Annotated in this window: 20 protein-coding genes; 11 read left to right on the top strand and 9 right to left on the bottom strand. The window is 72.8% G+C overall.

Annotated features, from left to right (window positions below; translation table 11 throughout):
• Positions 1-45 precede the first annotated feature (45 nt).
• A complete protein-coding gene (locus ACFRKB_RS20705) occupies positions 46-513 on the bottom strand; it encodes an ATP-binding protein (RefSeq protein ID WP_383107599.1) in 468 nt (155 codons plus the stop codon).
• A gap of 311 nt (positions 514-824) precedes the next feature.
• Between ACFRKB_RS20705 and ACFRKB_RS20700 the strand changes: the two genes are divergently transcribed.
• Together ACFRKB_RS20700 and ACFRKB_RS20695 are read left to right on the top strand one after the other, a co-directional pair.
• Entirely contained in the window at positions 825-1,130 is a 306-nt protein-coding gene (locus ACFRKB_RS20700) for a hypothetical protein (protein ID WP_383107597.1), read from the top strand.
• A 177-nt stretch (positions 1,131-1,307) separates the two neighbouring features.
• Positions 1,308-2,141, top strand: coding sequence for an alpha/beta fold hydrolase (locus tag ACFRKB_RS20695; protein WP_383107596.1), 834 nt, complete (start codon positions 1,308-1,310; stop codon positions 2,139-2,141).
• A 10-nt stretch (positions 2,142-2,151) separates the two neighbouring features.
• On the opposite strand, the gene nhaA is transcribed toward ACFRKB_RS20695, so the two are convergent.
• The gene (gene nhaA / locus ACFRKB_RS20690; RefSeq protein WP_383107644.1) at positions 2,152-3,987 is read right to left on the bottom strand and encodes a Na+/H+ antiporter NhaA; all 1,836 of its coding nucleotides are present in this window, start codon (positions 3,985-3,987) and stop codon (positions 2,152-2,154) included.
• Between the two features lie 197 nt (positions 3,988-4,184).
• Here nhaA and ACFRKB_RS20685 point away from each other — a divergent pair, with 197 nt between their 5' ends.
• From ACFRKB_RS20685 to ACFRKB_RS20655, 7 genes are all read left to right on the top strand, one after another.
• Positions 4,185-5,369: a CaiB/BaiF CoA transferase family protein gene (locus ACFRKB_RS20685; protein WP_383107594.1), complete on the top strand. Its 1,185-nt coding sequence runs from the start codon at positions 4,185-4,187 to the stop codon at positions 5,367-5,369.
• Positions 5,370-5,877: 508 nt separating this feature from the next.
• Positions 5,878-6,285 carry a hypothetical protein gene (locus ACFRKB_RS20680; RefSeq protein WP_383107593.1) on the top strand — a complete coding sequence of 136 codons (408 nt, stop codon included), beginning with the start codon at positions 5,878-5,880 and terminating at the stop codon, positions 6,283-6,285.
• Positions 6,279-7,742, top strand: coding sequence for a hypothetical protein (locus ACFRKB_RS20675; protein ID WP_383107591.1), 1,464 nt, complete (start codon positions 6,279-6,281; stop codon positions 7,740-7,742). Before ACFRKB_RS20680 ends, ACFRKB_RS20675 begins: the two co-directional genes overlap by 7 nt.
• 5 nt (positions 7,743-7,747) lie before the next feature.
• A complete protein-coding gene (adfB, locus tag ACFRKB_RS20670) occupies positions 7,748-8,017 on the top strand; it encodes an actinodefensin-associated protein B (RefSeq protein WP_383107590.1) in 270 nt (89 codons plus the stop codon).
• Positions 8,018-8,105: 88 nt separating this feature from the next.
• A complete protein-coding gene (locus ACFRKB_RS20665) occupies positions 8,106-8,906 on the top strand; it encodes a hypothetical protein (protein ID WP_383107588.1) in 801 nt (266 codons plus the stop codon).
• 118 nt (positions 8,907-9,024) lie between these two features.
• Positions 9,025-11,154, top strand: a complete 2,130-nt coding sequence (locus tag ACFRKB_RS20660; RefSeq protein ID WP_383107586.1) for an alpha/beta hydrolase family protein — start codon at positions 9,025-9,027, stop codon at positions 11,152-11,154.
• A 3-nt stretch (positions 11,155-11,157) separates the two neighbouring features.
• Positions 11,158-13,098: an ABC transporter ATP-binding protein gene (locus ACFRKB_RS20655; protein ID WP_383107585.1), complete on the top strand. Its 1,941-nt coding sequence runs from the start codon at positions 11,158-11,160 to the stop codon at positions 13,096-13,098.
• Here the strand turns inward: ACFRKB_RS20655 and ACFRKB_RS20650 are convergent.
• The 4 genes from ACFRKB_RS20650 to ACFRKB_RS20635 all read right to left on the bottom strand — a co-directional run bounded on the left by ACFRKB_RS20650 (position 13,049) and on the right by ACFRKB_RS20635 (position 19,772).
• Positions 13,049-14,002: a hypothetical protein gene (locus ACFRKB_RS20650; protein WP_383107584.1), complete on the bottom strand. Its 954-nt coding sequence runs from the start codon at positions 14,000-14,002 to the stop codon at positions 13,049-13,051. The genes ACFRKB_RS20655 and ACFRKB_RS20650 overlap by 50 nt on opposite strands.
• A gap of 300 nt (positions 14,003-14,302) precedes the next feature.
• On the bottom strand, positions 14,303-15,082 hold the full coding sequence (locus tag ACFRKB_RS20645) for an RES family NAD+ phosphorylase (protein WP_383107583.1): 780 nt from the start codon (positions 15,080-15,082) through the stop codon (positions 14,303-14,305).
• A 1-nt stretch (position 15,083) separates the two neighbouring features.
• Positions 15,084-15,812: a hypothetical protein gene (locus ACFRKB_RS20640; RefSeq protein WP_383107581.1), complete on the bottom strand. Its 729-nt coding sequence runs from the start codon at positions 15,810-15,812 to the stop codon at positions 15,084-15,086.
• 30 nt (positions 15,813-15,842) lie between these two features.
• Entirely contained in the window at positions 15,843-19,772 is a 3,930-nt protein-coding gene (locus ACFRKB_RS20635) for a CHAT domain-containing protein (RefSeq protein WP_383107580.1), read from the bottom strand.
• A gap of 373 nt (positions 19,773-20,145) precedes the next feature.
• On the opposite strand from ACFRKB_RS20635, the gene ACFRKB_RS20630 reads away from it, so the two are divergent.
• The gene (locus ACFRKB_RS20630; protein ID WP_383107579.1) at positions 20,146-21,543 is read left to right on the top strand and encodes a cytochrome P450; all 1,398 of its coding nucleotides are present in this window, start codon (positions 20,146-20,148) and stop codon (positions 21,541-21,543) included.
• A 215-nt stretch (positions 21,544-21,758) separates the two neighbouring features.
• Here the strand turns inward: ACFRKB_RS20630 and ACFRKB_RS20625 are convergent, their stop codons facing one another.
• Positions 21,759-22,025: a hypothetical protein gene (locus ACFRKB_RS20625; protein WP_383107578.1), complete on the bottom strand. Its 267-nt coding sequence runs from the start codon at positions 22,023-22,025 to the stop codon at positions 21,759-21,761.
• Positions 22,026-22,083: 58 nt separating this feature from the next.
• Positions 22,084-23,286: a cytochrome P450 gene (locus tag ACFRKB_RS20620; RefSeq protein WP_383107577.1), complete on the bottom strand. Its 1,203-nt coding sequence runs from the start codon at positions 23,284-23,286 to the stop codon at positions 22,084-22,086.
• Between the two features lie 171 nt (positions 23,287-23,457).
• Here ACFRKB_RS20620 and ACFRKB_RS20615 point away from each other — a divergent pair, with 171 nt between their 5' ends.
• Positions 23,458-24,891 carry a M20/M25/M40 family metallo-hydrolase gene (locus tag ACFRKB_RS20615; protein ID WP_383107575.1) on the top strand — a complete coding sequence of 478 codons (1,434 nt, stop codon included), beginning with the start codon at positions 23,458-23,460 and terminating at the stop codon, positions 24,889-24,891.
• 116 nt (positions 24,892-25,007) lie between these two features.
• Here ACFRKB_RS20615 and ACFRKB_RS20610 read toward each other — a convergent pair whose 3' ends face one another.
• Positions 25,008-25,592 carry a superoxide dismutase family protein gene (locus ACFRKB_RS20610; protein WP_383107573.1) on the bottom strand — a complete coding sequence of 195 codons (585 nt, stop codon included), beginning with the start codon at positions 25,590-25,592 and terminating at the stop codon, positions 25,008-25,010.
• Positions 25,593-25,641 lie beyond the last annotated feature (49 nt).

Here is a 25,641-nt window from a genome sequence, read left to right as displayed (position 1 = left end):
CGGACAGTCCGCCGGCCCCTTGGGACGCCCTTCCGGGCGCCCGCGTCAGGTCGAGACCCGGCGGCGCTCAAGGTCGAACACGGCCTGGACGCGCTTGCCGACCGGGACCCGCTCGGCGCCCAGGCGGTCGGCCAGCGCGTGAACGATCTCCAGCCCGTGACCGCCCAGCCGGCTCGGGTCCCGGTCGTAACGGTGCGGGAGCGTCGAGCTGCTGTCGTACACCGTCACGAGCACCTGCCGGTCCGTGCCCTCCAGCTCCAGCAGATACGGTCCATGGCTGTGCCGCTCGGCGTTGGTGACCAGCTCGCTGACGACCAGCAGCAGATCACCGGCCGTGCGCTCGCCGAGCACTGCGAACCACTCCGCCTCCAGCTGCTGCAGAAACCGGACCGCGAGCTGCCTGGCCTGGGCGATACAGCCGGGGTCCCCGCTGAATTCGGCGGCCTTGCGCAGTGGCCGCACGGAATCCGTGAGGGCCGCGAGGGCGGTACCGATAATGGACCGTTCGTTCATAGCTCCTGCCCAGCGCACCGGTGAGGGCGATAGGGGACCCCCTTCTCGGATCCCCTTATGCCCTTCCACGCCGTCGGTATGCCCACCGGTTTCGTGAAGGGCGTCACGTACGTCCGGGACGCCGGGTGGGCGCGGCCATCGGCGGCGCGCTGTGCCCTGAACAATGGCCAGGTCAGACCCCGTTCACTCGCGGGTGGATCCTCCCTGGAGGGGATTGCGCGCGGCGCCCGGGAGGAGGACCGTTGACATACGACCACGGTGCTGGACCGCAGTGCCGGGAACCACCTCGCCAGGACCCCCGGTATGCCCCTATGACCTCTTCTCCCCCTGATCCGCTGACCATCGTCGTCACCACACCCCGGTCCGACACGGTCGAGATCAGACTCGACGGCCCGATGGACGACGAGACGTCCTACGAAGTGGTGGACACCGTACGGCAGTTGCTGCGCACCCACCGGGGTGTGAGCCGGCTGGAGCTGCACTGCGGCCCCACCATGACGGGCGACGACCCGGCGAGCCTGGCCGCGCTGCTGATGATCAGACGTCTCGCGGAGGCCGACGACGTACGCGTCATCCTGACCGGACATCAGCCGCCGGGCGACGGCGGGCCTGGCTAGAAGGTATCCGGGGCGGGCCGGGGGCGCCCGTGCCCCAGTGGCGACGGTACACAGGGCGGGGTTTCATGGAAGTCAGGGGAGGCGGGGGAAGGCGGGGTATGGCCCTGCGCACGTAAAGGGGTATGGCCCTGCGCACATAAAGCAGAGAAACCAAGAAAAAAGAAAGCGGGTTCTCTCATGCCATTCGTCACCGTCGGGCAGGAAAACTCCGGCTCCATCGACATCTACTACGAGGATCATGGCAGCGGACCGCCCGTGGTCCTCATCCACGGCTACCCGCTCGACGGACACTCGTGGGAGAAGCAGGAGCGGGTGCTGCTGGAGGCGGGGCATCGCGTCATCACGTACGACCGGCGCGGCTTCGGCCGTTCCAGCCAGCCCGTCGTCGGCTATGACTACGACACCTTCGCCGCGGATCTCAACTCCCTCCTCGACCACCTCGGCCTGCCGGATGTGGTGCTGGCCGGCTTCTCCATGGGCACCGGCGAGGTCACGCGCTATCTCGGTACGTACGGCTCGGGACGGGTCAGCAAGGCCGTGCTGATGGGCGCCATCCCGCCGTTCCTGCTCAAGACCGACGACAACCCCGAGGGCGTCGACCGCTCGGTCTTCGAGGGGATCAAGGACGCCGTGGTCACCGACCGGCCGGCCTATTTCAAGGACTTCCTCGACAACTTCTACAACGTCGACGTGTACCGCGGCACCCGCATCAGCGACCAGGCGTGGGCGAGCAGCTTCAACACGGCCGTCGCCGCCTCCGCCCATGCCGCCTACGCCTGTGTCGACACCTGGCTGACGGACTTCCGCGAGGATCTGCCGGGGATCGACGTACCGGTCCTGCTGATGCACGGGACGGCCGACCGCATCCTTCCCTACCCGAACACCGCCGAGCGGCTTCCCGGGATGATCAAGGATCTGACGTTCGTGCCCATCGAGGACGGCCCGCACAACATCGCCTGGACCCATCCGGAGATCGTCAACCCGACGCTGCTCGACTTCCTCAAGACCTGACCACCAACGGTCAGGAGGACTCGCCCAGAACGGCGCGTGCCTTGGCGGCGCGCACGGCGAGGGTGAGCGCGTCGATGTCGTACGCGCCGTGGTGGCGCCGCCCGTTGACGAAGAACGTCGGGGTGCCCGACACACCGCTCGTATCGGCGCTCTCGACATCCTCGGCGACCCGTGACGCCCCCGCACGCGCCCGCAGATCGCGGTGGAACCGGTCGCGGTCCAGCCCGAGCTCCTCCGCGTAGCCGATCAGATCGGCGGCCCGCAGCGCGTCCTGGCGGCCGAGCAGGAGATCGTGCATCTCCCAGAAGGCGCCCTGGTCCGCCGCGGCCTCGACGGCCTCGGCCGCGAGCTGGGCGTTCGGGTGGACGTCGGTGAGCGGGAGATGGCGCCAGACGTACCGGACGTTCCCGAAACCCGCGAGCAACGCGCGGATCGCCGGTTCGGCCTGTCCGCAGTACGGGCATTCGAAGTCGCCGTACTCGACCACGGTCACCGGTGCCTCCCTCGGTCCGCGCACATGGTCGCGGTCCGGGTCCACCGGTTCGGAGAGATCGACGATCTGCTCGGCGCTGCCGTACAGGGCCCGGATCCGGCGCGCCCGGGGCAGCGCTCCGATGACGCGCGTGACGAGCCAGGTGGCGGCGGACGAGCAGATCACCACCGCGAGAATGCCGATCTTGGCCTGCTCCAGCTGTGCGCTGTCGAAGGCGAGGGTGGCGATCAGCAGCGAGACCGTGAAGCCGACACCGGCGATGGTGCCGCCGGCCGCGGTGGCGCCCCAGCCGACCGACGGGCGCAGCCGGCCGTGGCTCAGCCGGGTCGTCAGCAGCGCGGCGCCGACGATACCGAGGGGCTTGCCCAGCACATAGCCGCAGAGGATGCCGAGGGTGATCGGCGACTCGAAGGCCCGTGCCAGCTGGCTTCCGCTGAGGGTGATACCGGCGTTGGCGAGCGCGAAGACCGGCACGATCACATAGCTCGTCCAGGGGTGGTACATCCGCTGGAGCCGTTCGTTCGGCGAGATCGCCGAGGCGATCCCGAGCCGCGCCGTTCGTTCCAGCTCCGGGGTCGGCTGCTCGCGGAAGAGCCGGAACAGTCCGGTCGCCCGTTCCAGATCGCTGCGCGAGGCGGGGTACGCGAAGGTCAGCAGCCCCATCGCCAGACCGGTCACGACCGGGTCCACCCCGGACTCCAGCATCGCCACCCAGATGGCCACCGCCAGCACGCCGTACACCGCGCCCCGGCGCACCCCCGCGGCCCGCACCAGCAGGACGAGCCCGAAGAGCAGGACGGCCACGACCAGCGCGAGCACATGGATACGTCCGCTGTAGGCGACCGCGATCACACCGAGCGCCACGAAGTCGTCCACGACGGCGACGGTCAGGAGGAAGACCCGCAGCCCGCGCGGCAGCCGGGTGCCGAAGACGGCGAGCAGGCCCAGCGCGAACGCCGTGTCCGTGGACATGGCGGCGCCCCAGCCGTGCCCCGAGCTGTGTCCGGCGTTGAAGGCCAGGAAGACGGCGACCGGTACGAGCATTCCGCTGACGCCGGCGATCACCGGGAGCGCGACCCGTTTCCGGTCGCGCAGCTCCCCCATGTCGAACTCGCGGCGCGCCTCCAGGCCGACGACGAAGAAGAACAGCGTCATGAGTCCGCTGTTCACCCACTCGCGCAGCTCCAGCGAGATCCCGGCCGAGCCGATACGGACCGAGAGCACCGTCCGCCAGAACTCCTCGTACGTCCCCGGGCCCGCGTTGGCCCAGACGAGCGCCGCGAGTGCGGCGGCGAGCAGAACGGCCGCGCTGCCCGTCTCCGTACGCAGGAAGTCGCGCAACGGGGTGCGCATCTCGTCGCCGCGCTCGGTCTGGCCCGAGAGCTTCGGGGTCGCCGGTTCCGCGGTCACCTCATCATTCTCCTGCGGCCCCGGCGCGATGGCCCAGTGGCCGCTGTGACCGAGGCATAACCTCCTGGTGACCCCAGTCGCCCGCCTACGGGCGGGGCCGGCCGGGCGGACCCGCCCGGCCCCGTTCGAAAGGACCTCCCGTGCTCCCACTGGACGGCATCACCGTGATCTCTGTCGAGCAGGCGGTCGCGGCCCCGTTCGCCACCCGCCAGCTCGCCGACCTGGGCGCCCGCGTCATCAAGGTGGAGCGGCCGGGGACCGGTGACTTCGCGCGTGGCTACGACGAGACGGTCCGGGGCATGTCCAGCCACTTCGTCTGGCTCAACCGCAGCAAGGAATCCATCGCCCTCGATCTGAAGCGGCCCGAGGACGCCGCGGTGCTCCGGCGGCTCGTCGAGCGCGCCGATGTGTTCGTACAGAATCTCGCCCCGGGCGCGGCCGGGCGTCTGGGCCTGGACGCGGCGACCCTCACCGGCGCCCATCCCCGGCTCGTCGTGTGCGCCATCTCCGGCTACGGCACCGGCGGCCCCTACACCGACCAGAAGGCGTACGACCTGCTGGTGCAGTGCGAGTCCGGGGCGATGTCGCTGACGGGTACGGCGGAGGCGCCGGCGAAGATCGGCATCCCGGTGGCCGACATCGCCGCCGCGATGTACGCGTACAGCGGCATCCTCACGGCGCTCTACGAACGCGAACGCACCGGCCGGGGCGGCGCCTTCGAGGTGTCGATGCTGGAGTCGCTCGGCGAGTGGATGGGCTACCCCGGCTACTTCACCCGCTACGGCGGCGTCCAGCCGCCGCGTTCGGGCGCCGAGCACGCCGCCATCGCCCCCTACGGTCCGTACGCGACCCGCGACGGGGTGCGTGTCTTCCTCGGCGTCCAGAACGAGCGCGAGTGGGAGGACTTCTGCACATGGGTCCTGGACGCGCCCCGCCTCGCCGCCGACCCGCGCTTCGCCCGGAACTCCCTGCGGGTGGAGAACCGCGACGCGCTGCGCACCCGGATCGAGGCGCGCTTCGCCACGCTGAGCGCCGACGAGGCCGAGCGGCGCCTCGAATCGGCCCGGATCGCCCATGCCCGGCTGCGGGACGTGACGGAGTTCGCGGACCACCCGCAGCTCGCCGCCCGGAACCGCTGGCGCACGGTGGACTCCCCGGTGGGGCCGCTGGACGCGCTCCTGCCGCCCGTCACCTTCGCGGGCCGGGAGCCCAGGATGGATCGCGTACCGGCCCTGGACGAGGACCGCGAGCGCATCCTGGCCGAACTGGACGCGACGGCGGCGCGCCAGGACGCCTCTCGGGGCGCGGTGCACGGCGGCCGGTAGTGGCAGCCGCCCGCCCCGGACCGGCGGATCCCTTTCAACTCCTTTGAAATGTTTGCGAAATACTTCTTCCCATGCGGTGGACGCGGAATACAAAAAGCGTCTTGAACGAGCCGGACGAGTATGGTTCCGTCATTTTCGGGGCTGGCCGACCAGCCATCCAAGAAACCGAAATGGGGAGAGTTCATGTCTGTGACGTCACTTTCCGAACGGCTTTCCGGAAACGGCTTGCAGCAGCACTTGCACACCGAGACGACCGCCGTCGAAGAGGCCTGTGTTCCGCGCTATGAGTCCTGTGCCTGGGACTCGCAGTGCTGCCACGGCCTGATCTGCGAATGGTTCCACTGCTACCTGCAGGGCTGATGCCCGGACGCGGGTGATGCGGCGCCTCCGCCGGGCCGGCGCGCGCCGAGAGGTGTCGCATACGGCCCGGCGGAGGCGGCGGGGCGGAGGCGGGGGCCGTATTCCGTCCATTCCTTCGAGCAGGCGGGAACCGGGGGCGACTGAAATCATGTGGAAACTCTGGAAATCCGCCCGGGCGGCACGGGAATTCGTGGAGTCGTCCCGGCGCGGGGACGGCACCTACGCGCTCGACTGGCCTCCCGTGCACGGCCGGGCCAGAAATTCTCCGAGAGGAGCGGCGCGCGCGGTGGCCCGACTGCGGGTGGCCGAGCGGCTTTCGGTCGGATTCCTCGATCCGGTGGAGGACGCGCTGTTCATCACGGCGGGCCTGCGCGGCCTCGGCTACCCGGCCTCGTTCCACCTGGGCAGGGAGACGGCGCCGGTGGTGGCACCCGGCGGGTTCTACGCGTGGGCGCAGTGCGGCGGCGCGGTCCTGACGACCTCGCTGCCGGTACGGGAGGAGTACACCGAGGTGCTCCGCACCGCCGGGAAGGAAGGGGAGGCAGCGGCATGGTGAACACGGCTGCGGTGAGCGACGGCGACGGGTTCCTGCTCAGCCGGGACGAGCCCGGTGGGCCCGCCGTCTACTATCGCGTCGGCGCGGGCGGACTGGAGTGGAGCCACGACCCGGCCGACTTCCTGACCGGCCGGGAGCGGCCCGTACCCGAGCCGGGCACCCTGCTCGCCCTGGTGCACGGTCTGGCCCCGCCCCCGGACGCCACTCCACTGCCCGGGGTACGCCGGCTGGCGCTGGGGACGCGGGTACGGGTCGACTCCGGGGGCGTCACCGTCAGCCGGCGGCGGCCCGTACTGCCCGTGGGGACCACTGATCTCACCCGGGCGGTCGCCGAGGTGCTGCGGGGGCTGCCCGAGGGGTACGCGATCGCCTACAGCGGCGGCCTGTCGTCGGCCTTTCTGGCGGTGGCCGCGCTCTCGGCGGGGCACCGTCCGGCGCTGCTGCACGCGGCGCTCAGTCTGCCGGGTCAACGGCAAGCTCCGGCGCTCATCGATGACTTGACGACCCGTCACGTTCCCGTCGATGTGTTCGAGCTGCTGGATCACCACAGCGTGCCCACCGGGGGGCTGATGCCACCACTGCCGGATGTGGAGTTCCCGCGCCGGCTCACCGCCCGGCTGGCCCGCGCGGCCGGCGGCGGACCGCTCGTCGCGGGCACACTCCTGGAGGACCTGGTCTCGGCCAAGCTGCCGGAGGCCGACAGGGGGCCCCGCGACTGGCGTCTGCTGACCTGCGAACCCTTCCATCTCGTCGGCACGCTCCGGTCGTTGAGCGAGGCGGCCGGCCTGCTGGAGCAGGGCGTCGTCCACGACGCGGCGAGCGGCGCGGCAAGCGGGCCGGCGGCAGGGGCGGGAGCGGGGGCCGGGCAGGACGCCCAGGACGCCCAGCCCGTCGGCGGACCGCCGCCCCCGCCCCCACTGGGCCGACGGGATCTGCCCGGCATGACACCCACGGGCCGGGTGGCGCTCCAGACCGTCCAGCAGGCGTCGTTGTCGGTCTGGAAGGACCATCTGGACTTCCTCGGGACGCTGCTGGGACGGGCCGACGCGGGGATGACCGAGCGCGTACCCGCCGACCACGACGGGCTCGTGCTTCCCGCGCTCCACCCCGGCGTCCTGGGAGCGGTGGCGACGCTGCCGGCGGACCGCCTCGGCCGGATCGCCGGCGGCGTCTTCCGTAACCACCAGCCGCTCGTCCGCGTCGTCGCCGGGCACCGGGTACGCGGGCTGCGCCGGGCCTCGTCCTCGTTCGGTCTGCGCCTCGCCGCGGCCGCCTATCTGCACCGCGAGAGCGACAAGATCATCGCCGAGCTGGAGCGCGAGTGCGCGCTGGCCGACCTCGGGCTGATCGATGTGGCCGTCGTGACCGGCCTGCTCCGCGAGGGACCCGGCCGCGCCGATCACGCGCTGCCGCTGCTGAGGCTGTTGTGGATCGACCGCTGGCTGCTGAAGGGCTGATGACCGTGGCCAAGAAACCCCCTCCCGCGCTCAGCGTCGCTCTCGCGCCCGGCGTCCGGCTGACCGGGCTGCCGTTCGGCGGCGCCGTGCTCATCGACGAGCGCACGCTCGCGCTCGCCGAGTGCGCCGAACACGACGCCGGTCTCCTCCAACGCCTGCTGACGAAGGGCGGGTTCGACGCGAGCGACACCGAGGTGCTGCCGCTGGCACGCCGTCTCCTGGAGACCCGGTGGCTCGTCGTCACCGACGAGGTGGCCGACGACATGGCCACATGACCGTGCCACCGGACGACCACACGACCGCACGACCCGACCGCACGACCGCACGACTGGAAGACCGGACGACGATACGAAGTGAGGTTCCATGCCCTCCCGACTTCCGCAGGCCGCTCTCGCCGCGCTGGCCGGACCGCTGCTGGCCGGCGGCGCCGCGAAGGTCCTCACGCCCGCCGACCGGCTGGCCTGGCCCTACCGCTCCGCCGCGCTGCGCGCCCCGCACGGCCCGCGCCTGGCCGGCGGCGCCGAACTCGGCGCGGCAGCCGCCCTGGTGCTGCTGCCCGGCCGGGCGGCGCCCGCCACCGCGCTGCTGACGTACGGCGCGCTGACCGCCGTGGCCCAGTCCCTGCGCGGGCAGCGCTGCGCCTGTTTCGGCGCGGCCCGGCTGGCCACGGTCGGCCGGTCGCATGTCGGCGCCAACGGGCTCGCGGCCACGGCCGCGGCGGTCCTGACGACCACCGACCTCCCGGCCCGGCCCCGGCTGCGCGCTGTCGTCGCCGTGGCCGCGGCGGCCGTGACCGCCACCGCCGTACTCGTCGCCGACCGGCGACGGGCCACGGCCGAGGCGGCGGCGGAGCGGGCGGTGGCGCACTCCACCGAACCGGTCGGCGGCGTACAGCTGTACGTCTCGGACAACTGTCCCGCCTGCCGGGCGCTGAAGCAGCTGCTGGGCACGATGGAGCCGGTGCGCCGGGCCCGCGTCGAGACGACCGTCGTGAGCAGCGGCAGCGAACTTCCCCCGGAGATGGCCGACATGTCCGTGCCGTGCGCCACGGCGGTCGACGCGGCGGGGCTGCCGGTACGGGCCCCGGTGTCCGGCATCGGCGCGGTGAAGGCGCTCATCGACACCATCACCATCACCGGGCCGGAACCGGCGCATGCCGCCTGAGCCGCGGTCCGCCGTGGACGTGAAGAGCGACGTGGGCGTGGGCGTCGACGTGGGCATACGGTCTCGGCCTCGTACCGCTACCGTCCCCGGTACCACGGACGACGGTGAACGGGACACCGTGGAGACACGGCCCGATCTGACCGCGTACGCGGTACTCACCGCCCCCGCCCGGCCTCCCGTGTCCGACTACAACCCCGCGACGGTCCACTGGCGGAATCTGTCGGTGGACCCGGATCTCACCGGTCTCGCGCCGAGCCGCTCCCGGCACGCCCGGATCGCGCTGGGGCGCGACGGCGATCCGCGTCCGTGGCCGCTGCCCCTGCGGACCCTGCCGGCGGCGGGACTCGCCTGGCATCCGACGCTGCCGCTGGTCGCGGGCCTCGTTCAGCGGGGTCGCACGGTGCACCCGTGGACCGCCGACTACGCGACCCGGCGCATCACCGTCCATGAGCGGGTACGCGCCGCGCTGTCACTGACCCCGCACGGGCGCGGTCGCCGCTGCCTCGCATGGTGCGGCGACCGGGAGCTGGCGCTGCTGACGCCCCCCTCGCAGCCGCCCCGGGCGCCGTCGGCCGGTCCGGCGGAGGTAGGGGGACCGGTGGTGTGCGAGGCGTCGGGGCCCGGCCATGTCGTCTTCCTGCCCGGCCTCTCCGAGCTGGCGGGCCTCGCCGCCGCCACCGTCTCCGTACTGGACCCGGCCACCGGCGCGCTCCGCGTCCTGTCCGCTCCCGCAGCTCTGCTCATCGGCGGGCTGGAGCCCTCACCGACGGGCCGCCGTCTGCTTGTCGACCATGCCGTCGGCACGGACGATTCCGTCCGGCAGACGGACGACGCGCTGCGCTGGTCGCGGGCCGTCGTACAGACGGACCTGCCGGACTCGGACGGGTGGTCGGAGGTACCGCGGACCGCACGTTGGTCCGGTGACGGCGAGGACACACTCGCGGTCGCCGCCGGCGTACCGGAACGAGGGACCGTCATCGACCTGCGCGCGCCCCTGCCGACGTCCGTACGACCAGCCCGCCCGTACGCACGGCTGACGGTCCCGCACGACCCCGGGGACGCGCCGCTGTGGTGGCGGACTCTCACCTCCGGCGGAGAGCCCCTGGCCATCAGCCGCCACCGTCACGGCCTTCGGCTGACCACCGGGCACACCAGCCGCCTCGTCCCCCTGCCGCCGGAACTCGACCACCCCGGCGCACGCCTGGGCCCATGGGCCGCCGTGTACGGCGGCGCCGACGCGATCGCCGTGGAGTACGCGGCCGACGGGCGCGCGGGCCTGCTCGTCATCGACCGCGAGCGACCCGCGGCGCGGCTGGTGTCCGTGCCCCCGGAGCCCGACGACGGCTCGCCCGTGCGCTGCTGGGCCGCCGTCCGGGACGGTCTGCCGCAGCTCACCGTCCAGTACGGGAGCCGCCCCTGCCTCCGCCGGTACGCGCTGCGCGGGGACCGTCTCGCACCTGTCGGCGGCCCCCGGCCGCTCCCCTCACGGCACGTGCGCCGCGTACGGCCGCCATCCTCCGCCGGTACCGACCTCTTCCCGGCGTCCGCCCCCGACGGTCCCCGTCTGCTGCCCATCACGCCCGGCACCGACGGCCCGCAGCTGCTGTGGATCCACGCCCGGCGGTACGGGAGTTCGCCGACGTCCGCGCACGCGCACCCGTCGCTGACCGGCACCGACGCGCCCACGGCCGTACTCGACCTCCCGCTGCGCTGGCCGGCCGACGCCCGCCCGGCCGACCTTCACCCGCAGATCACCGGGGCGGTCGACGCCGCCACGCGCGCGCTGCGCGAGGAGCTGGGGCGTACGGGGCCCGTCGCCGTGGGCGGCCACAGCTTCGCCGCCACCCTCGCCCTCTACGCGCTCGCGCACAGCCCCGGGCTGACCGGTGCGATCGCCCACAGCGGCTGTTACAACCGGACGCTCACCCCGGACGGTTTCCAGTACGAGCGGCGCACCTACTGGCAGGCGCCGGAGGTCTACCGGGCCTTCAGCGCCCTGGACTTCGCCGGGGCCCTGGACCGGCCGGTTCTGCTCGTGCACGGCTGCGAGGACACGAATCCGGCCACCCCGCCCGACCAGGCGGTGGCCCTGTACCGGGCCGTCGTCGCCACGGGCGGCCACGCCAGGCTCCTGCTGCTGCCGTACGAAGGGCACACCTTCCGCCACCGGGAGAGCCTCGACACCGTCGCCCGGGAACACGGTGCCTGGCTGCTCGCGCACTCCACGGACACCTCGGAAAGGACCTGACCGATGGCAGAGCAGCCGGACCGGATCCGCACGGCCGATCTGATGCGGTCCTGCGCGTATGTCGTGCGTATCGCCTGGCAGGCGGACCGGCTGCGGCTGACCGGTGTCTTCCTGGTCCAGCTCCTCACGGCCACCGGGCTCGCCGCCCTGATCCTGCTGCTGCGCGGCACGCTGGGGCAGGCGTTCTCGCTGAACGGCGCGGGCTCCCGGGCGAACGACCGGCTGATCCCCGCGCTGTCCGCGCTGGTCCTGCTCGCCTCGCTGGGCGGCATCCTGCGTACGGTCAGCGGGGGCTGGCAGCGGCTGCTCACGGTGAAGATCGACCGGCACATCATGGCGCGGGTACTGGCGGGCTCGGCGCGCGCGGAGCTGGCCCGGTTCGAGGATCCGGCCTTCCACGACCGGCTCCAGCGCGCGGTGTTCGCGTCCCGCTCCCAGCCGGTGATGGTGGTGACCGCGCTGATCGGCGCGGTGCAGGCGCTGTTGAGCATGGTGGCGGTCGGGGCGGCGTTCGCCGTCATGACCTGGTGGCTGCTGCCGTTCACCGCGCTGTCGGTCCTGCCCGTGCTCAAGGCGGCGCGCGACGAACGCGACGCCGACTACCGGCTGCACGGTCAACTGGCCGAGGGGCGGCGCGTCCGCGAGTATCTGGAGCGTCTTCTCGTCGGACGCGACGAGGCCAAGGAGATCCGCTCCCTGGATCTGGGCGGGACGCTCCAGGGCCGCTGGGACGGCCACTACACGGAGGAGATCTCCAGGACGGCCGCGATGCAGCGCCGGCACACCCGCCGCAAGGTCGTGGCCCGGGTGCTCGGTGATCTCGTCTTCATCGCGGTCATCTGCGCGATGTGGGGGATGGTGCGCGGCGGCGGAGTCGCGCTGCCGACCGCGCTGGCCGCGCTGGGGGCGCTGCTGTTGCTGGCCACGCGGATGCAGATGCTCGGCTATCTGTTCAACAACATCGGTGCGGCGGCGCTGTATGTGAAGGACATCCGTGTCTTCACCGATTCCGGCGCCGATGACGATGCCCGTGCCGAGGCCGATGCCGATACCGATGCCCGTGCCGAGGCCGATGTCAGCGCCGGCAAGGCAACGGAGACGGCCGCCCCCACCCCCTTCGCGTCGCTGCGCACCGAACACCTCACCTTCACCTACCCCGGCTCGCCCCGCCCGGCCCTGCACGACGTCTCGGTCGAGCTGCGGGCGGGCGAGATCGTCGCGCTGGTGGGTGCCAACGGATCCGGAAAGACCACCCTGGCCAAGATCCTGGCCGGTCTCTACCGGCCCGATGACGGCGCACTCCTCCGTGACGGACTGCCCGTTCCCGACCCGGCCCGGCTGCGCGCCACGACCGCGATGGTCTTCCAGGACTTCGTCCGCTACAAACTCCCGGCCGCCGACAACATCGCCTTCGGCCGCCCCCTCGACGCCCCCGACCCGTCGGCGGTGGCCCGCGCCGCGAAGAGTTCGGGCGCGGCGGACGTGATCGATGAACTGCCGCTCGGCTACGACACCGTACTGAGCAAGGAGTTCACCGCGGGCGCCGATCTCTCGCTGGGCCAGTGGCAGCGGCTGGCGCTGGCCCGGGCCTTCTACCGGGACTCACCGTTCGTGATCCTCGACGAGCCGACCGCCTCGCTCGATCCGCAGGCCGAGGCCGATCTGTTCGCCCGGATCCGTACGCTCTTCGCGGACCGCACGGTGCTGGTGATCTCGCACCGTTTCTCCAATGTCCGCGCCGCCGACCGGATCTACGTCATGGACGCGGGGCGGATCATCGAGGAGGGCGGCCACGACGAGCTGGAGGCGGCGGGCGGCAGCTACGCGCGGCTGTTCCGGCTCCAGGCGGAGGCGTACCAGGACGGGGACCAGGACAGGGACCGGGACCGGCGCATCACCCGGCCAGCGCGCCGAGCAGCCGCTGCCCCCGGCGTGTCAGCCTGACCCGTACCTGCTGGCCCTGGCGCCTGCGCCGGATGAGACCGGCCGCCTCCAGCTGCTTGCAGTGATGGGTCACCGCTCCGGGCGCGCACCCGAGCAGCGCGCTGACCTCGCCCATCGTGGGCCCGCGATGGGCCTGCCGCAGCAACCGCGCCCGCATGCACCCGAGGACGGCTTCCAGCGGATCCGTGCGTACCCGCTCCACGGACCCGCGCCCGGCCCACAACTCCCGCAGACCGGGGAGGGGGTAGCCGACCCAGGCACACGCGTCCTGGCCGAGCCCGACCACGGAGGCGGAGCTGCCGGACGCCAGCGGCACCAGCAGCAGCCGCCGTTGGCGCAGCTCGCACTCCCCGGGCGAACGGTCGGGCAGCCGCAGCAGGCCCGGCGCGTAGCCGACGCGCGAGCTGAGGTCGCCGAAGACGCCGGCCAGCGTGCCCGTGACGGACGCGATCCCGATCCGTTCCGCTTCCAGGTCATGCAGCTCCCGCGAACGCCGCCAGACGGGCGCGCACACGGCCCAGACGCTCAGCATCACCTGGACGTACGCGCGGATGAACGGCTGCGGCCGGTCCGCCACCCGCTGCCAACCGTCCGGAACCCCGTCGGGAAAACCCGCCGCCAGGTCACCGGCCAGCCGCTCCGGCGCGAGCGCCGCCATCCGGTCCAGCTGCGCCCGTACCCCTGTCCGGTCGAGGGGCCGCGGCGAGAGGCAGTCCGGCAGCCACAGGCTTCCTCCCTCGCACGCGGGCCGCAGCGCCTGTGCGGCGGCGGCCGGGCATGCCGTACGTACGGCCGACCGCACCGCGGCCGGCACCCCCTGGCCGGCCACCCCCAGCGCGTCGGTCACCAGCGACATCACGGTGGGCAGCGGCTGACAGCCCACCGAAACCCTCAGATCGTCCATGCGCCCCAACCGCAGTACCGAGTGACACCCCACGCGCGCTCACCGTCTTCATGGTCGCCCGGCCCCCGTCGCACCCGCCCGCACCCCCGTGGCGGACCGGACGCCGAGCCCACGTCACCACGCGGGCCGGCAAAGCGGCACAAAGGGTCCGGAGGGTCCATCCGTACCAGAGGGAGATTGTTCGGAATCCGCGCGCCGGAGCCGAACAAAAGGAAGCGAACAATAGGAAGCGAACTGGCGGACGAATCAGGAGGCGGGCCGGACGAGCGAGGGCGTCGTCCCGGCCGTCCCGGGCCCCGGCTACCCGGCCGCGTGGGCGCTGTCCGGCGAGCCGTCGCCGGACAGCGGGAACGGCGGTACCGGCGGGACCGGTGGGACCGGCAGTCCTGGTGGGATCAGTGGGACCGGCAGTCCTGGCGGGGTCAGTGGGACCGGTGGGAAGATCACCGCCCGCAGGGGCGCCAGCAGTTCGTTGACATGCTCGGTCCCCTCGGGCGTTCCCAGCGGGACGGCCGGTGTCGCCGAGGGCTTCAGCGCGTCGGGGGCGCGGCGGTCACCGAAGAACATCAGGGACTCCAGGGGCCGGTTGCGGCGCGCCTGCCAGCGCAGGCCCTGGCCCCAGGGGGCGCGGTCGCGCAAGTACCGGGCCCAGCGGCGGGTGAAGGCGTACTGCGGGCCGTCGGCCTCGACGAGCCAGCCGTCCTGGCACACCGCGGCCAGCTCCACCGCCGAACACAGCGACACCACCCGCAGGTCCTCGGTGACCTCCAGCGCGGACAGGGTCCGCTCGGCGACCTCATGGCCGAGGATCACCCGTACCCCGAGCCTCATGTCGAAGTCCCGGTCGCGCAGCAGCACTTCGGCGAGCGCGGTCGCCGGGTCGGGGGCGGCGTACAGGAACGGATACGGGCTCTCGCTGACGCCGTCGAAGCGCGAGCCGCCGAAGTAGGGATCGGCGGGACGGGGGTTGAACTCCGTCACCGCGCGGGTGGATTTATGGACCCGCCACAGCACGGTCCCGGCGGGGACGGTGTGCGCGTGGGGGAAGACCGGTACGTCCGGCAGGGCCTGAGCGGTCATGTCAGTCCTCCCCCAGGGTCACGCCCGCGCACGCCACCAGATCGTCGTCGCGGTCCGTGCCCAGCAGATCCGCGGGCGGGTCCCCCAGCCAGACGTTCGTGGCCAGCCACCAGGCGGTCACGCCCCACGGGTCGCGGTCGGCGCCGAGCAGCCGGTTGACCCGTACCACCACCTCCCGGGGCCGGCCCGAGGGCTCGAACTGGAAGCGGGGGACGGCCGTCGCCCCGCGGGGCCCGTCCAGCCGGATGAGGTCGCGCGCCACCCCGTCGCGCCCGAGGGCGCGTGCCTCGTCTTCGCTGAGTACGGGGGTGGTGGCGAGCACGCGCCGCCGGACGAGGTCCATGAGCGCGGCGGGCCCGGGTGCGGGGGTACCGGCGTTCGCCGTACTGGCGTTCGTCGTCATGGCGTTCGTCGTCATGGCGGGCTCGGGCTCGAAGGAGAGACCCGCGAGGGACAGGAGGGCCGCCGCCTCGGCGTCGATGGCCGCGCGGTCCAGTACGTCCGGAGCGCGCCAGTTGGCCTGCCGCAGGATCGCCAGCGCCACCGGGTGCTCGGGCGGCAGCGCCTCGGCGAGAGCGAGCAGCAGACGCCTCGCGTACGGCTTCGGGTCACTGGCGGCCCGCATCCGGGCCTGGAGCGAGGCGACTTCGGCCCGGCCGTCGGCGTCCAGCCGCGCGACCAGTTCGGCCAGATGGTCCGCCACGATCCTGTTCAGGTCTTCCATGCTCATCGGCGTCAACTCCGGCTGGACGGTCGGGGGTCAGCGTCCCTGGTGGGTGTACGCGGCCCAGGCGTGGATGTGGAGGTGTTCGGCGTCGGGCACCTGCGCGGCCATCAGCCGGCTCATTCCGGGGACGGGGGCGCGCTCCGGATCGAGCATCCACAACTGCGCGGCGCGCAGGGCGCGTGCGGGGGTGACGCCCTGGGACAGATGGTGATGGAACACGGTCATGAGCAGGCCACTGGGCCGGTCCGGTACGTTCCAGCGCGAGCCGACGACACCGGTCGCTCCCGCGGTGAGGAACGCGGTGGCGAGTGTGAGCGCCTCGTCGTGGTCGCGTTCGCTCAGATCGCTGAGGCAGGCGTTGAGTACGACCAGACCGCCGGGGCTGCCGGGGCGACGGCCCGCCGCCCGTTCGAGCACCCGGGAGATCGGGAGCGTCAGCGCGGTCCGCGCGGCACGCTCGCTCTCCCTGGTCTCGCCGAAGAGCAGGGCCGAATCGAGCGGGACCTCTCGTGTGTCGGCGTGGCAGCCGAGATGGAGGAGGGAGGCTCCCGGCTCACCCCTGCCGGGCAGGCAGGCGAGTACGCGCTCGGGCAGTCGGGCGTGTTCCTCGGCCGTCTCCGTCTCGGCCCCCAGGATGCGGGCCCGCGGGTAGTGGGCGTCGCGGATGCCCTCCGCCTCCAGGACCGGCCACAGGAGGTCGCCGCTGGGGTCGAGAACGATGACGGGGTCGTCGGCGGGCGGCAGTTGGCCGCGTCCGGCCGCCTCCGCGAACTGCCTGCCGCTGGCCGCGTAGGACACCACGGCGTCCTGGATCACATACCGGTGCCCCGTCGCGTCACCGGTATCGGTGCCGGTGCCGGGGGCCGGGGTGCGGGCCGCGTGCCAGGTGACCACACCGAGGGTGGAGCAGGGCACGAGCACCAGATGCGGCGTCCGGCCGCTGTCCCGGCCCCGGCCGCTGTCCCGCTCCCGGTCCCAGGTCGCGATCTCGTCCAGCACCGGTCCCATGGCCGCCGGATACGCCCAGTCGCAGAGGCGCTCCAGCGCGGCCCGCCACTCGGTTCCGGCGCCTTCGCGCTCGGCGCCGCGGGCCCGGGAGAACGCGACGCGGGCGGCGATGTACGAGCGGAGCGGACCGCAGGCCCGCTGGGCCAGGCCGGGCAGGGGTACGTGGACGACGCGGCCGTCCCTGTCCACCAGCAGCGCGCCGCCGGGGGCGTCACCGTCCTCACCGTCCTCGGGGCCGTCCAGCAGATAGACCAGGGCGTCGGCGTCCACCTCGGCGAGGGACTTCCCGAGCGCGGCGGGGGTGAGCGCCTCGTGCAGGCTGTGCCGGCCGTCGTGTTCGGCGAGCACGCCCAGTGCCTCCCGCCGCAGTTCGCTGGGGATCTCCCCGCCGGGCATGCCCTGTTCGAGGAGCAGCCGCACCGTACCGCGCAGGCTCTCGGTCACGACGGCGTCCGGCACGCCCTCGGACACACACCCCGACGCGGGCCCGGAAACCGGGGGCGCCGGAGGACGTACGGGTGCCGGAGGCAGCACCGGCGCCGGGCTGTCGAGTACGTGCTCGCGCCAGCGGTCGGCGAGGTCCGGCCGGCCGGCCGCCACCAGCCGGTCCGGCACGTCGGTCGCGGTGGTCGACGCCCGCAGTACGAGCGCCCGCCCGAGTTCGAGCGCCTCCACGGCCGTGCGCGGATGCCCGTCCTCCAGGCTCCAGCGCGCGACGCCTACGGCCCTGCGCGCCGCGCCCCTGGCAGGGAGCAGTCCGTGGTGGGCGCCGCGCTGGAGCATCACCTCCGCGGCCACGGTCCGGATCACGGCGAGACCGGCGTCGACCGCGGCGGAGGGATCGCCGGCCGCGGCATCACCGCGCCGCCGGTATCCGTCGGCGAGGCCGTCCAGTACGGCCACGGCCGCGATGGGCGGTGTATCGGGGCCCATCCGCTCCCGGGCGCGTTCCAGACCGAGCAGCGCCGTCGCCAGTACCTCCGGATCGTCGTTGAGCAGGTTCAGCAGCAGCCTGGCCGAGCCGAGGACGGAGTGGCCCATGAGGCGGACGTCCGCGGGCAGCCGCGACTCGTCCGCCATCAGCTCTTCCAGCAGGGACGTCCCGCGCCGCAACTCGGCGGTGTCCCCGTGCACCGCCCCTCGCACCACGGCGGCCAGCCCGGCGAACGAGGCCGCCATCGGCTGGAGCCAGGGAATGGAGCCGGCGTCACCGAGTGCCGTCTCCTCCAGCAGGTCCAGCGCGGCGGGCAGTTCGTCCCAGTTCTGGTTCATCACGGCCTGTCCGAGCACGCCGGCGGCCGTGGCGATGTTCACCGGCGAGGGCCACAGGGGTGAGCCGTCGTTCCCGAGGATGGTCCGGAGTTCGGCCAGCGCCTCCGCCGCGCCGTCACCCATCTCGTTGGCGCGCAGCCCCAGGGCGAGGGCCCGGAAGGTCTCACCGAACTTCTGGTAGCCGGCGGGGCGTTTCCAGGGCCGGTGCGCGATCGCCGCGCCGGTGGCGTGGTCCAGGAAGATCCGTCCCGTCTCCGAGTCCTGACGTGTGCCGTGCCGCAGATACTGGAAGTCGAGCGTGGCTCCCAGCATCGCCAGAGCCGCCGGAGCGACGGCGTGCTCCGCCGGGATCAGTTCGGTGGCCCGCCGCAGATGCGCCAGGGCGCGCCTGCTGTCCTCCGGCTCTCCGGAGATCACGGCCCGGAGCATCAGCGAACCGCCCACCTGGAGATGGGCCATGCCGGGGTGGGAGTCCTCCGTGGCGAGCCCGGCCGTACGCTCCAGCATCTCGTCCGCGGCGTCCAGCGCTTCGGACAGACCGTTCAGTGGGACGGCCCGGGGAGCGGGCGCGCCCTCGGGGCGCCAGTGCAGCAGCGCGCGCACCCCGGCCACGACCGCCTCGTCCACCAGATCCGGGGAGCGGTGCCGCAGCGCCTCCAGGAACGTCCGCGAGCCGAGCAGATCCAGTACGGAGTCGTACCACGGGCTGTCGGCGGTGATCTCCGCCCTCGCCCTGGCCAGGACGGCGGACGCGGCGGCCAGATCCTCGTCGGTACCCGAGTCCGATGCCCGCTCCAGATACTCCTGCGCCAGTTCACCGAGCAGCGCGTCCCGCAGGAGGTGTCCCGGGGGAAGGGTGTCGATCGCCGCCTCCAGCGCCGGGCCGGTCTCACCGGGCGCGCCGTCGGTGTGGCGGGACACCTCCAGGGCGGCCAGTCGCGCGAAGCCCTGGAGCTCGGTCCGGTTCGCCGCGCCCTTGGGCATCAGCCCGATTCCCTGTTGCAGCAGGGGCAGCGATCTCATCAGCGACAGTGGGTCGAAGGGCTGTCCGAGTACCACGCGCAGCATCGGCACCAGCCCGAGCAGGAGCTTCAGCGGGCCCCTGACGGATTCCGGCCACCGCGGGCACTCGCTGCTGTGCTGGAGGTAGGGGATCGACGCGTCGAGATTGGCGGCGAGCCGCGCCCGCACCGCGCGTTCGTTCGGCGGGTCGCGCATCCATCGCCGGACCGTCTCGAAGTCGACGGGGTCGCCGAGCCTCAACTGCCGGGGCATCGCGGGGAAGACGAGTAACCAGCCGAGCCACAGCTGGGCGTAGTCGTGGTCCCAGGTGCCCGGCCGGGCGGTGTTGAGGACGCGCCGGAACACCGTCAGCGCGATCTCCCGTTCCTCGTCCTCACCGCCGAACCGGACGTGCCGGATCATCAGTACGCTGCCGAGCCTGACGTCCAGGCGGAGGCGGCGGGGATCGTCGAGGGGCAGCTCCCGGTCGGCCTCCAGCAGCACGTCGCGTGCTTCCTGCACGGCCAGTTGACTGGCTTTCTCCCGTACCCGGTCGGGCGCGAGGGGATCGGACCCGGCCGTATGGTCGCCCAGTCTCAGGAAGCGGTCGGACAGCGCTATCCCCCAGTCGGCGAGTTGCCGCGCCCGCTCGACCGGGTCCATCCTGTGGATCTCCGTCATCGCGATCCTCCCTGCCGGGGCTCGCCAGTGACGTACCGTCAGTGGCTCTTCACCGTAACGCCGTTGCCCGCGTCCGGGGCCGGTGATGTCACCACTCTGCGCTGCGGGACGGCCGTACGGAGGGGAGCGCCCGGAAGACAGCCGGAACGCGACCCGAACGCGACCGGTGGCCGTTTGTTGTCCAAGCCTTTGATGTTGCCGGGCTTGGCAAGGAGGCCCTGCCGGAGCACCGTGTACCGCGACTGGGCGACCGGGAGCGATCACATCGAACCGGGCTCGCGTACGTGCTTGTTGAGGGCCGCGCAGTTCGCCGCGCCGCCAGTCGACCACCGGTGCGGTGAGCCGCCCCGAGGGAAGAGTGGAAGAAACCGGCGTGGAACGAGTCAGCGGGGGACACCCCCCGGACATCACTCTGGAGTCACTGACGCCGGAGCCCCTGCTCGGGCGTGAGTATCAGGACCGCCCGGAGGCCGTGCACGAGCGCTTACGACGCCAACACGGCGCGGTGGCTCCCGTGGATCTGCTGGGCGTACCGGTCTGGCTGGTGCTCGGGTACCAGGAAGCCCTGCATGTCCTCCAGAACGACGCGATGTGGCCGAAAGGCATGCAGCACTGGCGCGCCCGCAACGAAGGCCGCGTGCCCGACGACTGGCCGGTCGCTCCCGCGCTGGAGGCCGGCAACACGATGGCGCGCGGCGGAGCGGGCCACGCCGGGTACCGGTCCGCGTGGGACGCGGCGCTGAAGCCCTTCCAGGACCCGGCTCATCCGCGGACCCGCCGGCTCAAGGACGACATCCGCCGGACCGCGAACGATCTCGTCCTGCTCCTCGCCCGGGAGGGCCGGTCGGGTACGGCGGATCTGGCCGCCCGGTTCTCCCGGCCGCTGCCCCTGATGGTGGCCGGCGAGCTGCTGGGCGCCTCCGGATCCCAGAGCGAGCGGACCCTCATGGACATCTGGCGGATCCTGGACGCCGGACCGGACTCGGCCGTGGCCGCCGGGCGTGTACACACCGCCATGGAAGCGCTCGCCGAGGAGAAGCGGCGCCGGCCGGGCGAGGACTTCCCGTCCTACCTGCTGGCCGCTCAGCCCCGGCTCACCTCCTCGGAGCTGGCCCACGAACTCACCATGCTCATGGAGATGATCTCCGACCACGCGGGCATCCTCATCGCGAACGCCGTCGTCGAGATCATCACCGGCGACGGCCTGGCCCGCGCGAGCCTGTCGGCGGGCATGATCCGCGAGACCGTCAACCATGTCGTCCTCCGGAAGCCTCCGTTGGCCAACTTCATGCCGCGCTTCCCGCTCAGGGACCAGCGGCTGGGTGGGTACGTCATCCGGGCGGGCGAGCCGGTGTGGATCGCCACCGCCGCCACGCACGCGGAGCTGCGCGCGGCGGCCGGGGCGTCACCGGACCGGGCGACCAGCACGCGCGCGCATCTCGCCTGGGGCGCGGGCCCCCGGCAGTGCCCGGCGCGGGAACTCGCGACCACCCTCACCACCCTGGCCCTTGAGTGTCTGTTCGAACACTTCGCGGTGCTGGAACTGGCCGTGCCGGTGGATCAACTCCCCTGGCGTTCCTCGCCGTTCGTACGGGGTCCGCGTGCTCTGCCCATCCGGTACGAGCTCAGGGCCGACTACGAGATCCCCTCCCCCGGTCCGTCGTCGGCGGCCGGGCGGGCGGCGGGCGAGGAGCGCCCCGCCCCGGCTTCCGCGCTGCGCCGGCTCCTGGCCGGCACGGTCACCGGGACGGTGGACCCGCACTCGTTCTAGGGCCTGTCTTCAAAGTAGCGCCGTCCGCCCGGAGGGCGGGCCCGGCGGCGTCCGGTGCGTGCGATCGCAAGGCGGAGGGTCTCCCCAGTACTGGACGTACTGGGGTGATCCCGACAACGCCGCGAGCGTGCGTGCCGGGCGTCGCCGGGCAGGCGGGACTTTGAAGACAGGCCCTAGGAAGGGGCGCGGGTCGGAGGCCCGGAGGGCGGGGCGGCTCAGGGGGTGTCGCCCTGCCACTCCCACAGCCGCGGGTCGGCGGGGCCCGGACCGTACAGTGCGTGGCCCCCCGGTCCGTGCGCGCCGATCTCCGTGGGCAGCGCGGCGCCTTCCCGCAGCTGTCCGGCCGTCCAGCCGGTGACATCGAGGAGCAGGCCGTCCAGCGGGCCGGCGATCAGCTCCCGGTAGACATGGCCGGGCCGGGGCCCCGGGTCCGGGTCGTCGTGGTCGGCGCCGTACACCCGCCGCCGTATCAGTTCGTCCATGACAGCCAGCGTCCCACCCACCACTGACACTCCGCGGTCCGAGAACCCTGTCCGTTCCTCAGACCGCGACCGGCAGCGCTTCCAGCCCCCGGATCACGAAGTTCGGCTTGCGTACGGGCTCGGCGGCCGGCCGCAGCCCGGGGGCCAGCTCCAGTACCGCGGCCATGGACGCGGCCAGTTCGATCCGGGCCAGGGGCGCGCCGATGCAGTAGTGGATGCCCGCGCTGAACGATATGTGCGGGTTGTCCCGGCGGGAGAGGTCCAGGCCGTCCGGGTCGGCGAAGACCGCCGGGTCGCGGTTGGCGGAGCCGAAGAGCAGGGCGACCTCGGCGCCGCGCGGCACGGTGGTACCGCCGATCTCGACCGGGTCGAGCACCCAGCGCTCGAAGAGCTGGAGCGGCGTGTCGTAGCGCATCAGCTCCTCGACGGCGGTGGGCAGCAGGGAGCGGTCCGCGCGCAGGGCGGCGAGCTGTCCGGGGTGCCGGAACAGCGCGGCCCACCCGTTGACGGTGGCGTTGACGGTCGCCTCGTGCCCGGCGTTCAGCAGCAGCGCGCAGGTGGCGACCATCTCGGCCTCGGTCAGCTTCTCGCCGTGGTCGTGGGCGGCGATGAACCCCGAGATCAGGTCCTCGCCCGGCCGCTCGCGCCGTACGGAGATGAGTTCCCGCAGATACGCGGAGAACTCCTGGGAGGCGACGACCGCGCGGCGGGCGGTCTCCTCCGACGGGTTCAGCTCGTACATGCCGACGATCGCCGCCGACCACGGTCGCAGCAACGGCCGGTCCGTCTCGGGGACGCCCAGCATCTCGGCGATGACGGCGACCGGCAGCGGTTCCGCGACGGACTCCAGCAGGTCGCCCCCGCCCCGCTCCACGAGCCGCCCCACCAGCTCGGCGGCGAGCCGCCGTACGTACGGTTTGAGCTGTTCGACCGTACGCGGGGTGAACGCCTTCGACACCAGGCGCCGGATCCGGGTGTGGTCCGGTGGCTCCAGCTCCAGCATGCCGTGGTCGTTCAGCTCGTGGAACGGTTCACGGCCGGGCGGGGGCGCGGTCCTCCCGAACTCCTCGTGGCTGAACCGGTGCCCGTAGGAGCGGCCCAGCCGCCGGTCCCTGAGCAGCGCCGACACGTCCGCGTGGTGCGGGACGAGCCATTGGTCGCTCGGCTCGTAGTAGTGCACGCGGCCACGGGCCCGCAATTCGGCGTAGGCGGGGTAGGGGTCGGCGAGGAACGCGGTCGACCGGGGGTCGAAGTCAGGCATTCCAGGACGGTATCCGGCGGCGGGAGCGAAGACCAGTACGGTCCAGGCGGTGGGGCCGGACCAACTGGCGTGCCGGGCAGTGCGATCGTCCTGGCCGACCTTGTGCCGGGGTTGGCCTGTCCATGACCATGGAGCGCCGGATCACCGACGCAGCCGTGGAAGGGACTCGCCATGTCGCAGCACCCCACCGGGATACCTCGAAGGACCGCCCTGTCCGCCACCGTCGCGACCGCCGTGGTGGGCGTTCCCGCACTGGCGTCGACGGCGTCGGCGGTCCCCGCGGCCGCGCCCGCCGGGCGGGGGGCCGGAGACCGTCCCGTCACCGCCCAGTCCCCCGACCGTGAGTTGCGGGAACTGCTCAAGGAGATCGACCGTGACCGGATCGAGGCGACCGTGCGCCGGCTCGCCGCGTTCGGGACGCGGCACACACTGTCCTCCCAGGACGATCCCGAGCGCGGGATCGGGGCCGCCCGGGACTGGATCCACGCCGAGCTGAAGCGGTACGCCGAGGCGTCCGGCGGCCGGATGACCGTCGAACTCCAGTCGTATGTGCAGGAGCCCGCCTCCCGGATCCCGGTGGCGACGCGGATCACCAACGTCGTCGCGACGCTGCGCGGTTCGGTCGACCCCGGCCGTATCCATGTCGTCTCCGGCCACTACGACTCGCGTGCCACCGACGTCATGGACGCGGTGAGCGACGCGCCCGGCGCCGATGACGACGCCTCAGGTGTCGCGGTGGCGATGGAGCTGGCGCGTGTGATGGCGAGACGCCGGCCCGCCGCGACCATCGTCTTCGCCGCCGTGGCCGGCGAGGAGCAGGGGCTGTACGGGGCCGCGCACATGGCGGAGCGGTTCAAGGCGGCGGGCGCCGATGTCCGGGCCATGTTCACCAATGACATCGTCGGCAGCTCCCGGGCCGACGACGGCACCCGCGACCCGTACTCCGTACGGCTCTTCGCCGAGGGCGTGCCCACCTCCGAGACCCCGGAGGAGGCGGCCACCCGCCGCTCGATCGGCGGCGAGAACGACTCGGCGACCCGCCAGCTCGCGCGCTTCGTCCGGGACGTCGCGAGCAACGACGCCACGGGCATGGACGTCCGGGTGATCTACCGCCGCGACCGCTATCTGCGCGGTGGTGACCACATCCCGTTCCTCGAACGCGGCTACAGCGCGGCCCGGTTCACCGAGCCGGCCGAGGACTTCGCGCATCAGCACCAGGACGTCCGGGTGGAGGACGGCCGGCAGTACGGCGACCTGCCCGAGTTCTGCGACTTCGGCTATATCGCCCGCGTGGCCCGCGTCAATGGCGCGGTGCTGTGGACGCTCGCCCAGGCGCCGGCGGCTCCACGCGGGGTGAAGATCGTCACCAGCTCACTGACCAACGCCACCGAGCTGGTGTGGGAGCCGGGGACCGAACCCGATCTGGCCGGGTACGAGGTGGTGTGGCGCGAGACCACCGAGCCGGAGTGGACGCATGTGATCAGGGCGGGTGGCGCGACGAGCCACACCGTGGACCTGTCCAAGGACAATGTGTTCTTCGGTGTCCGCGCGGTGAACCGGGCCGGTCGTCGCGGCCCGGTCGCCTTCCCCGTACCCCAGCGCTGACCGGCCCCCGCTTCCCCGGACGACCGCAGGACGAAGCCCCGGGGTCCGTGCCCCGGGGCTTCGGTTCGCGCGCGTGCCAGGCGTTCCCGGGCAGACGGGACTCCGGACTCCTGGCCTCAGAGGAAGGGCACGGTAAGGCAGGCGAGCCGGGTTCCCGCGGTTCCCGCCTCGCCCGGGTGCGTCGTCGTGCCGTGGTCGTGGATCACCACGGAGCGCGCCTCGCCCCGCCGGAAGCGCCAGTCGTGCTTGGACTCGGCGACGGCATGGCCCCGGACGTCGGTGGTGACGTCCAGCCAGACCTCATTGGCCGCGTTCGCGTAGGCGGGGTCCGTGGAGGGCTGGTGCGGGTCCTTGCTGTGCTGGTAGTGCGGTCCCGCGTCCTCCGGGGCGCGGCCACAGGGCTTGGTGTGCACATGCGCCCCGTACACCCGGTCGGGGAGCAGGCCGGACACCGACAGCTCGACACTGGTGGCCCCGCCACCGGCGCGCTCGACGACGCCGAGGCGCGAGCCCACGGGCACCTTCGTTCCGTCGTAGGTCACCGCGCCCGGCGCGAAGTACGGGGACGGCGGCAGAAATCCGCCTTCCGCGCTCGCCGTGGGCGAACCGCCGCCCTGCGCCGATGCCACCATGGGCGGCATCGCGAGCAACGCGGTGACGGCGAGAGCGGCTGAAACGGAAGTCTTGGAACGGAACGTCATGTGCGTCCTCCTTCGACGGGTCTGATGACCATGTCAACGGAGGTGAGCG

It is taken from the genome of Streptomyces scopuliridis, from assembly GCF_042790125.1.
Classification (GTDB): Bacteria; Actinomycetota; Actinomycetes; order Streptomycetales; family Streptomycetaceae; genus Streptomyces; species Streptomyces scopuliridis_A.
Note: the sequence above shows the minus strand (reverse complement) of the source record. Positions and strands in the feature narration are given on the sequence as shown.

Bases quoted from the DNA above. Each gene is read 5' to 3' on its own strand.
- ACFRKB_RS20705 (WP_383107599.1), bottom strand. From the start codon at position 513: ATGAACGAACGGTCCATTATCGGTACCGCCCTCGCGGCCCTCACGGAT.
- ACFRKB_RS20700 (WP_383107597.1), top strand. From the start codon at position 825: ATGACCTCTTCTCCCCCTGATCCGCTGACCATCGTCGTCACCACACCC.
- ACFRKB_RS20695 (WP_383107596.1), top strand. From the start codon at position 1,308: ATGCCATTCGTCACCGTCGGGCAGGAAAACTCCGGCTCCATCGACATC.
- nhaA (WP_383107644.1), bottom strand. From the start codon at position 3,987: ATGCGCACCCCGTTGCGCGACTTCCTGCGTACGGAGACGGGCAGCGCG.
- ACFRKB_RS20680 (WP_383107593.1), top strand. From the start codon at position 5,878: ATGTGGAAACTCTGGAAATCCGCCCGGGCGGCACGGGAATTCGTGGAG.
- ACFRKB_RS20675 (WP_383107591.1), top strand. From the start codon at position 6,279: ATGGTGAACACGGCTGCGGTGAGCGACGGCGACGGGTTCCTGCTCAGC.
- ACFRKB_RS20665 (WP_383107588.1), top strand. From the start codon at position 8,106: ATGCCCTCCCGACTTCCGCAGGCCGCTCTCGCCGCGCTGGCCGGACCG.
- ACFRKB_RS20655 (WP_383107585.1), top strand. From the start codon at position 11,158: ATGGCAGAGCAGCCGGACCGGATCCGCACGGCCGATCTGATGCGGTCC.
- ACFRKB_RS20650 (WP_383107584.1), bottom strand. From the start codon at position 14,002: ATGGACGATCTGAGGGTTTCGGTGGGCTGTCAGCCGCTGCCCACCGTG.
- ACFRKB_RS20645 (WP_383107583.1), bottom strand. From the start codon at position 15,082: ATGACCGCTCAGGCCCTGCCGGACGTACCGGTCTTCCCCCACGCGCAC.
- ACFRKB_RS20640 (WP_383107581.1), bottom strand. From the start codon at position 15,812: ATGAGCATGGAAGACCTGAACAGGATCGTGGCGGACCATCTGGCCGAA.
- ACFRKB_RS20635 (WP_383107580.1), bottom strand. From the start codon at position 19,772: ATGACGGAGATCCACAGGATGGACCCGGTCGAGCGGGCGCGGCAACTC.
- ACFRKB_RS20625 (WP_383107578.1), bottom strand. From the start codon at position 22,025: ATGGACGAACTGATACGGCGGCGGGTGTACGGCGCCGACCACGACGAC.
- ACFRKB_RS20620 (WP_383107577.1), bottom strand. From the start codon at position 23,286: ATGCCTGACTTCGACCCCCGGTCGACCGCGTTCCTCGCCGACCCCTAC.
- ACFRKB_RS20615 (WP_383107575.1), top strand. From the start codon at position 23,458: ATGTCGCAGCACCCCACCGGGATACCTCGAAGGACCGCCCTGTCCGCC.
- ACFRKB_RS20610 (WP_383107573.1), bottom strand. From the start codon at position 25,592: ATGACGTTCCGTTCCAAGACTTCCGTTTCAGCCGCTCTCGCCGTCACC.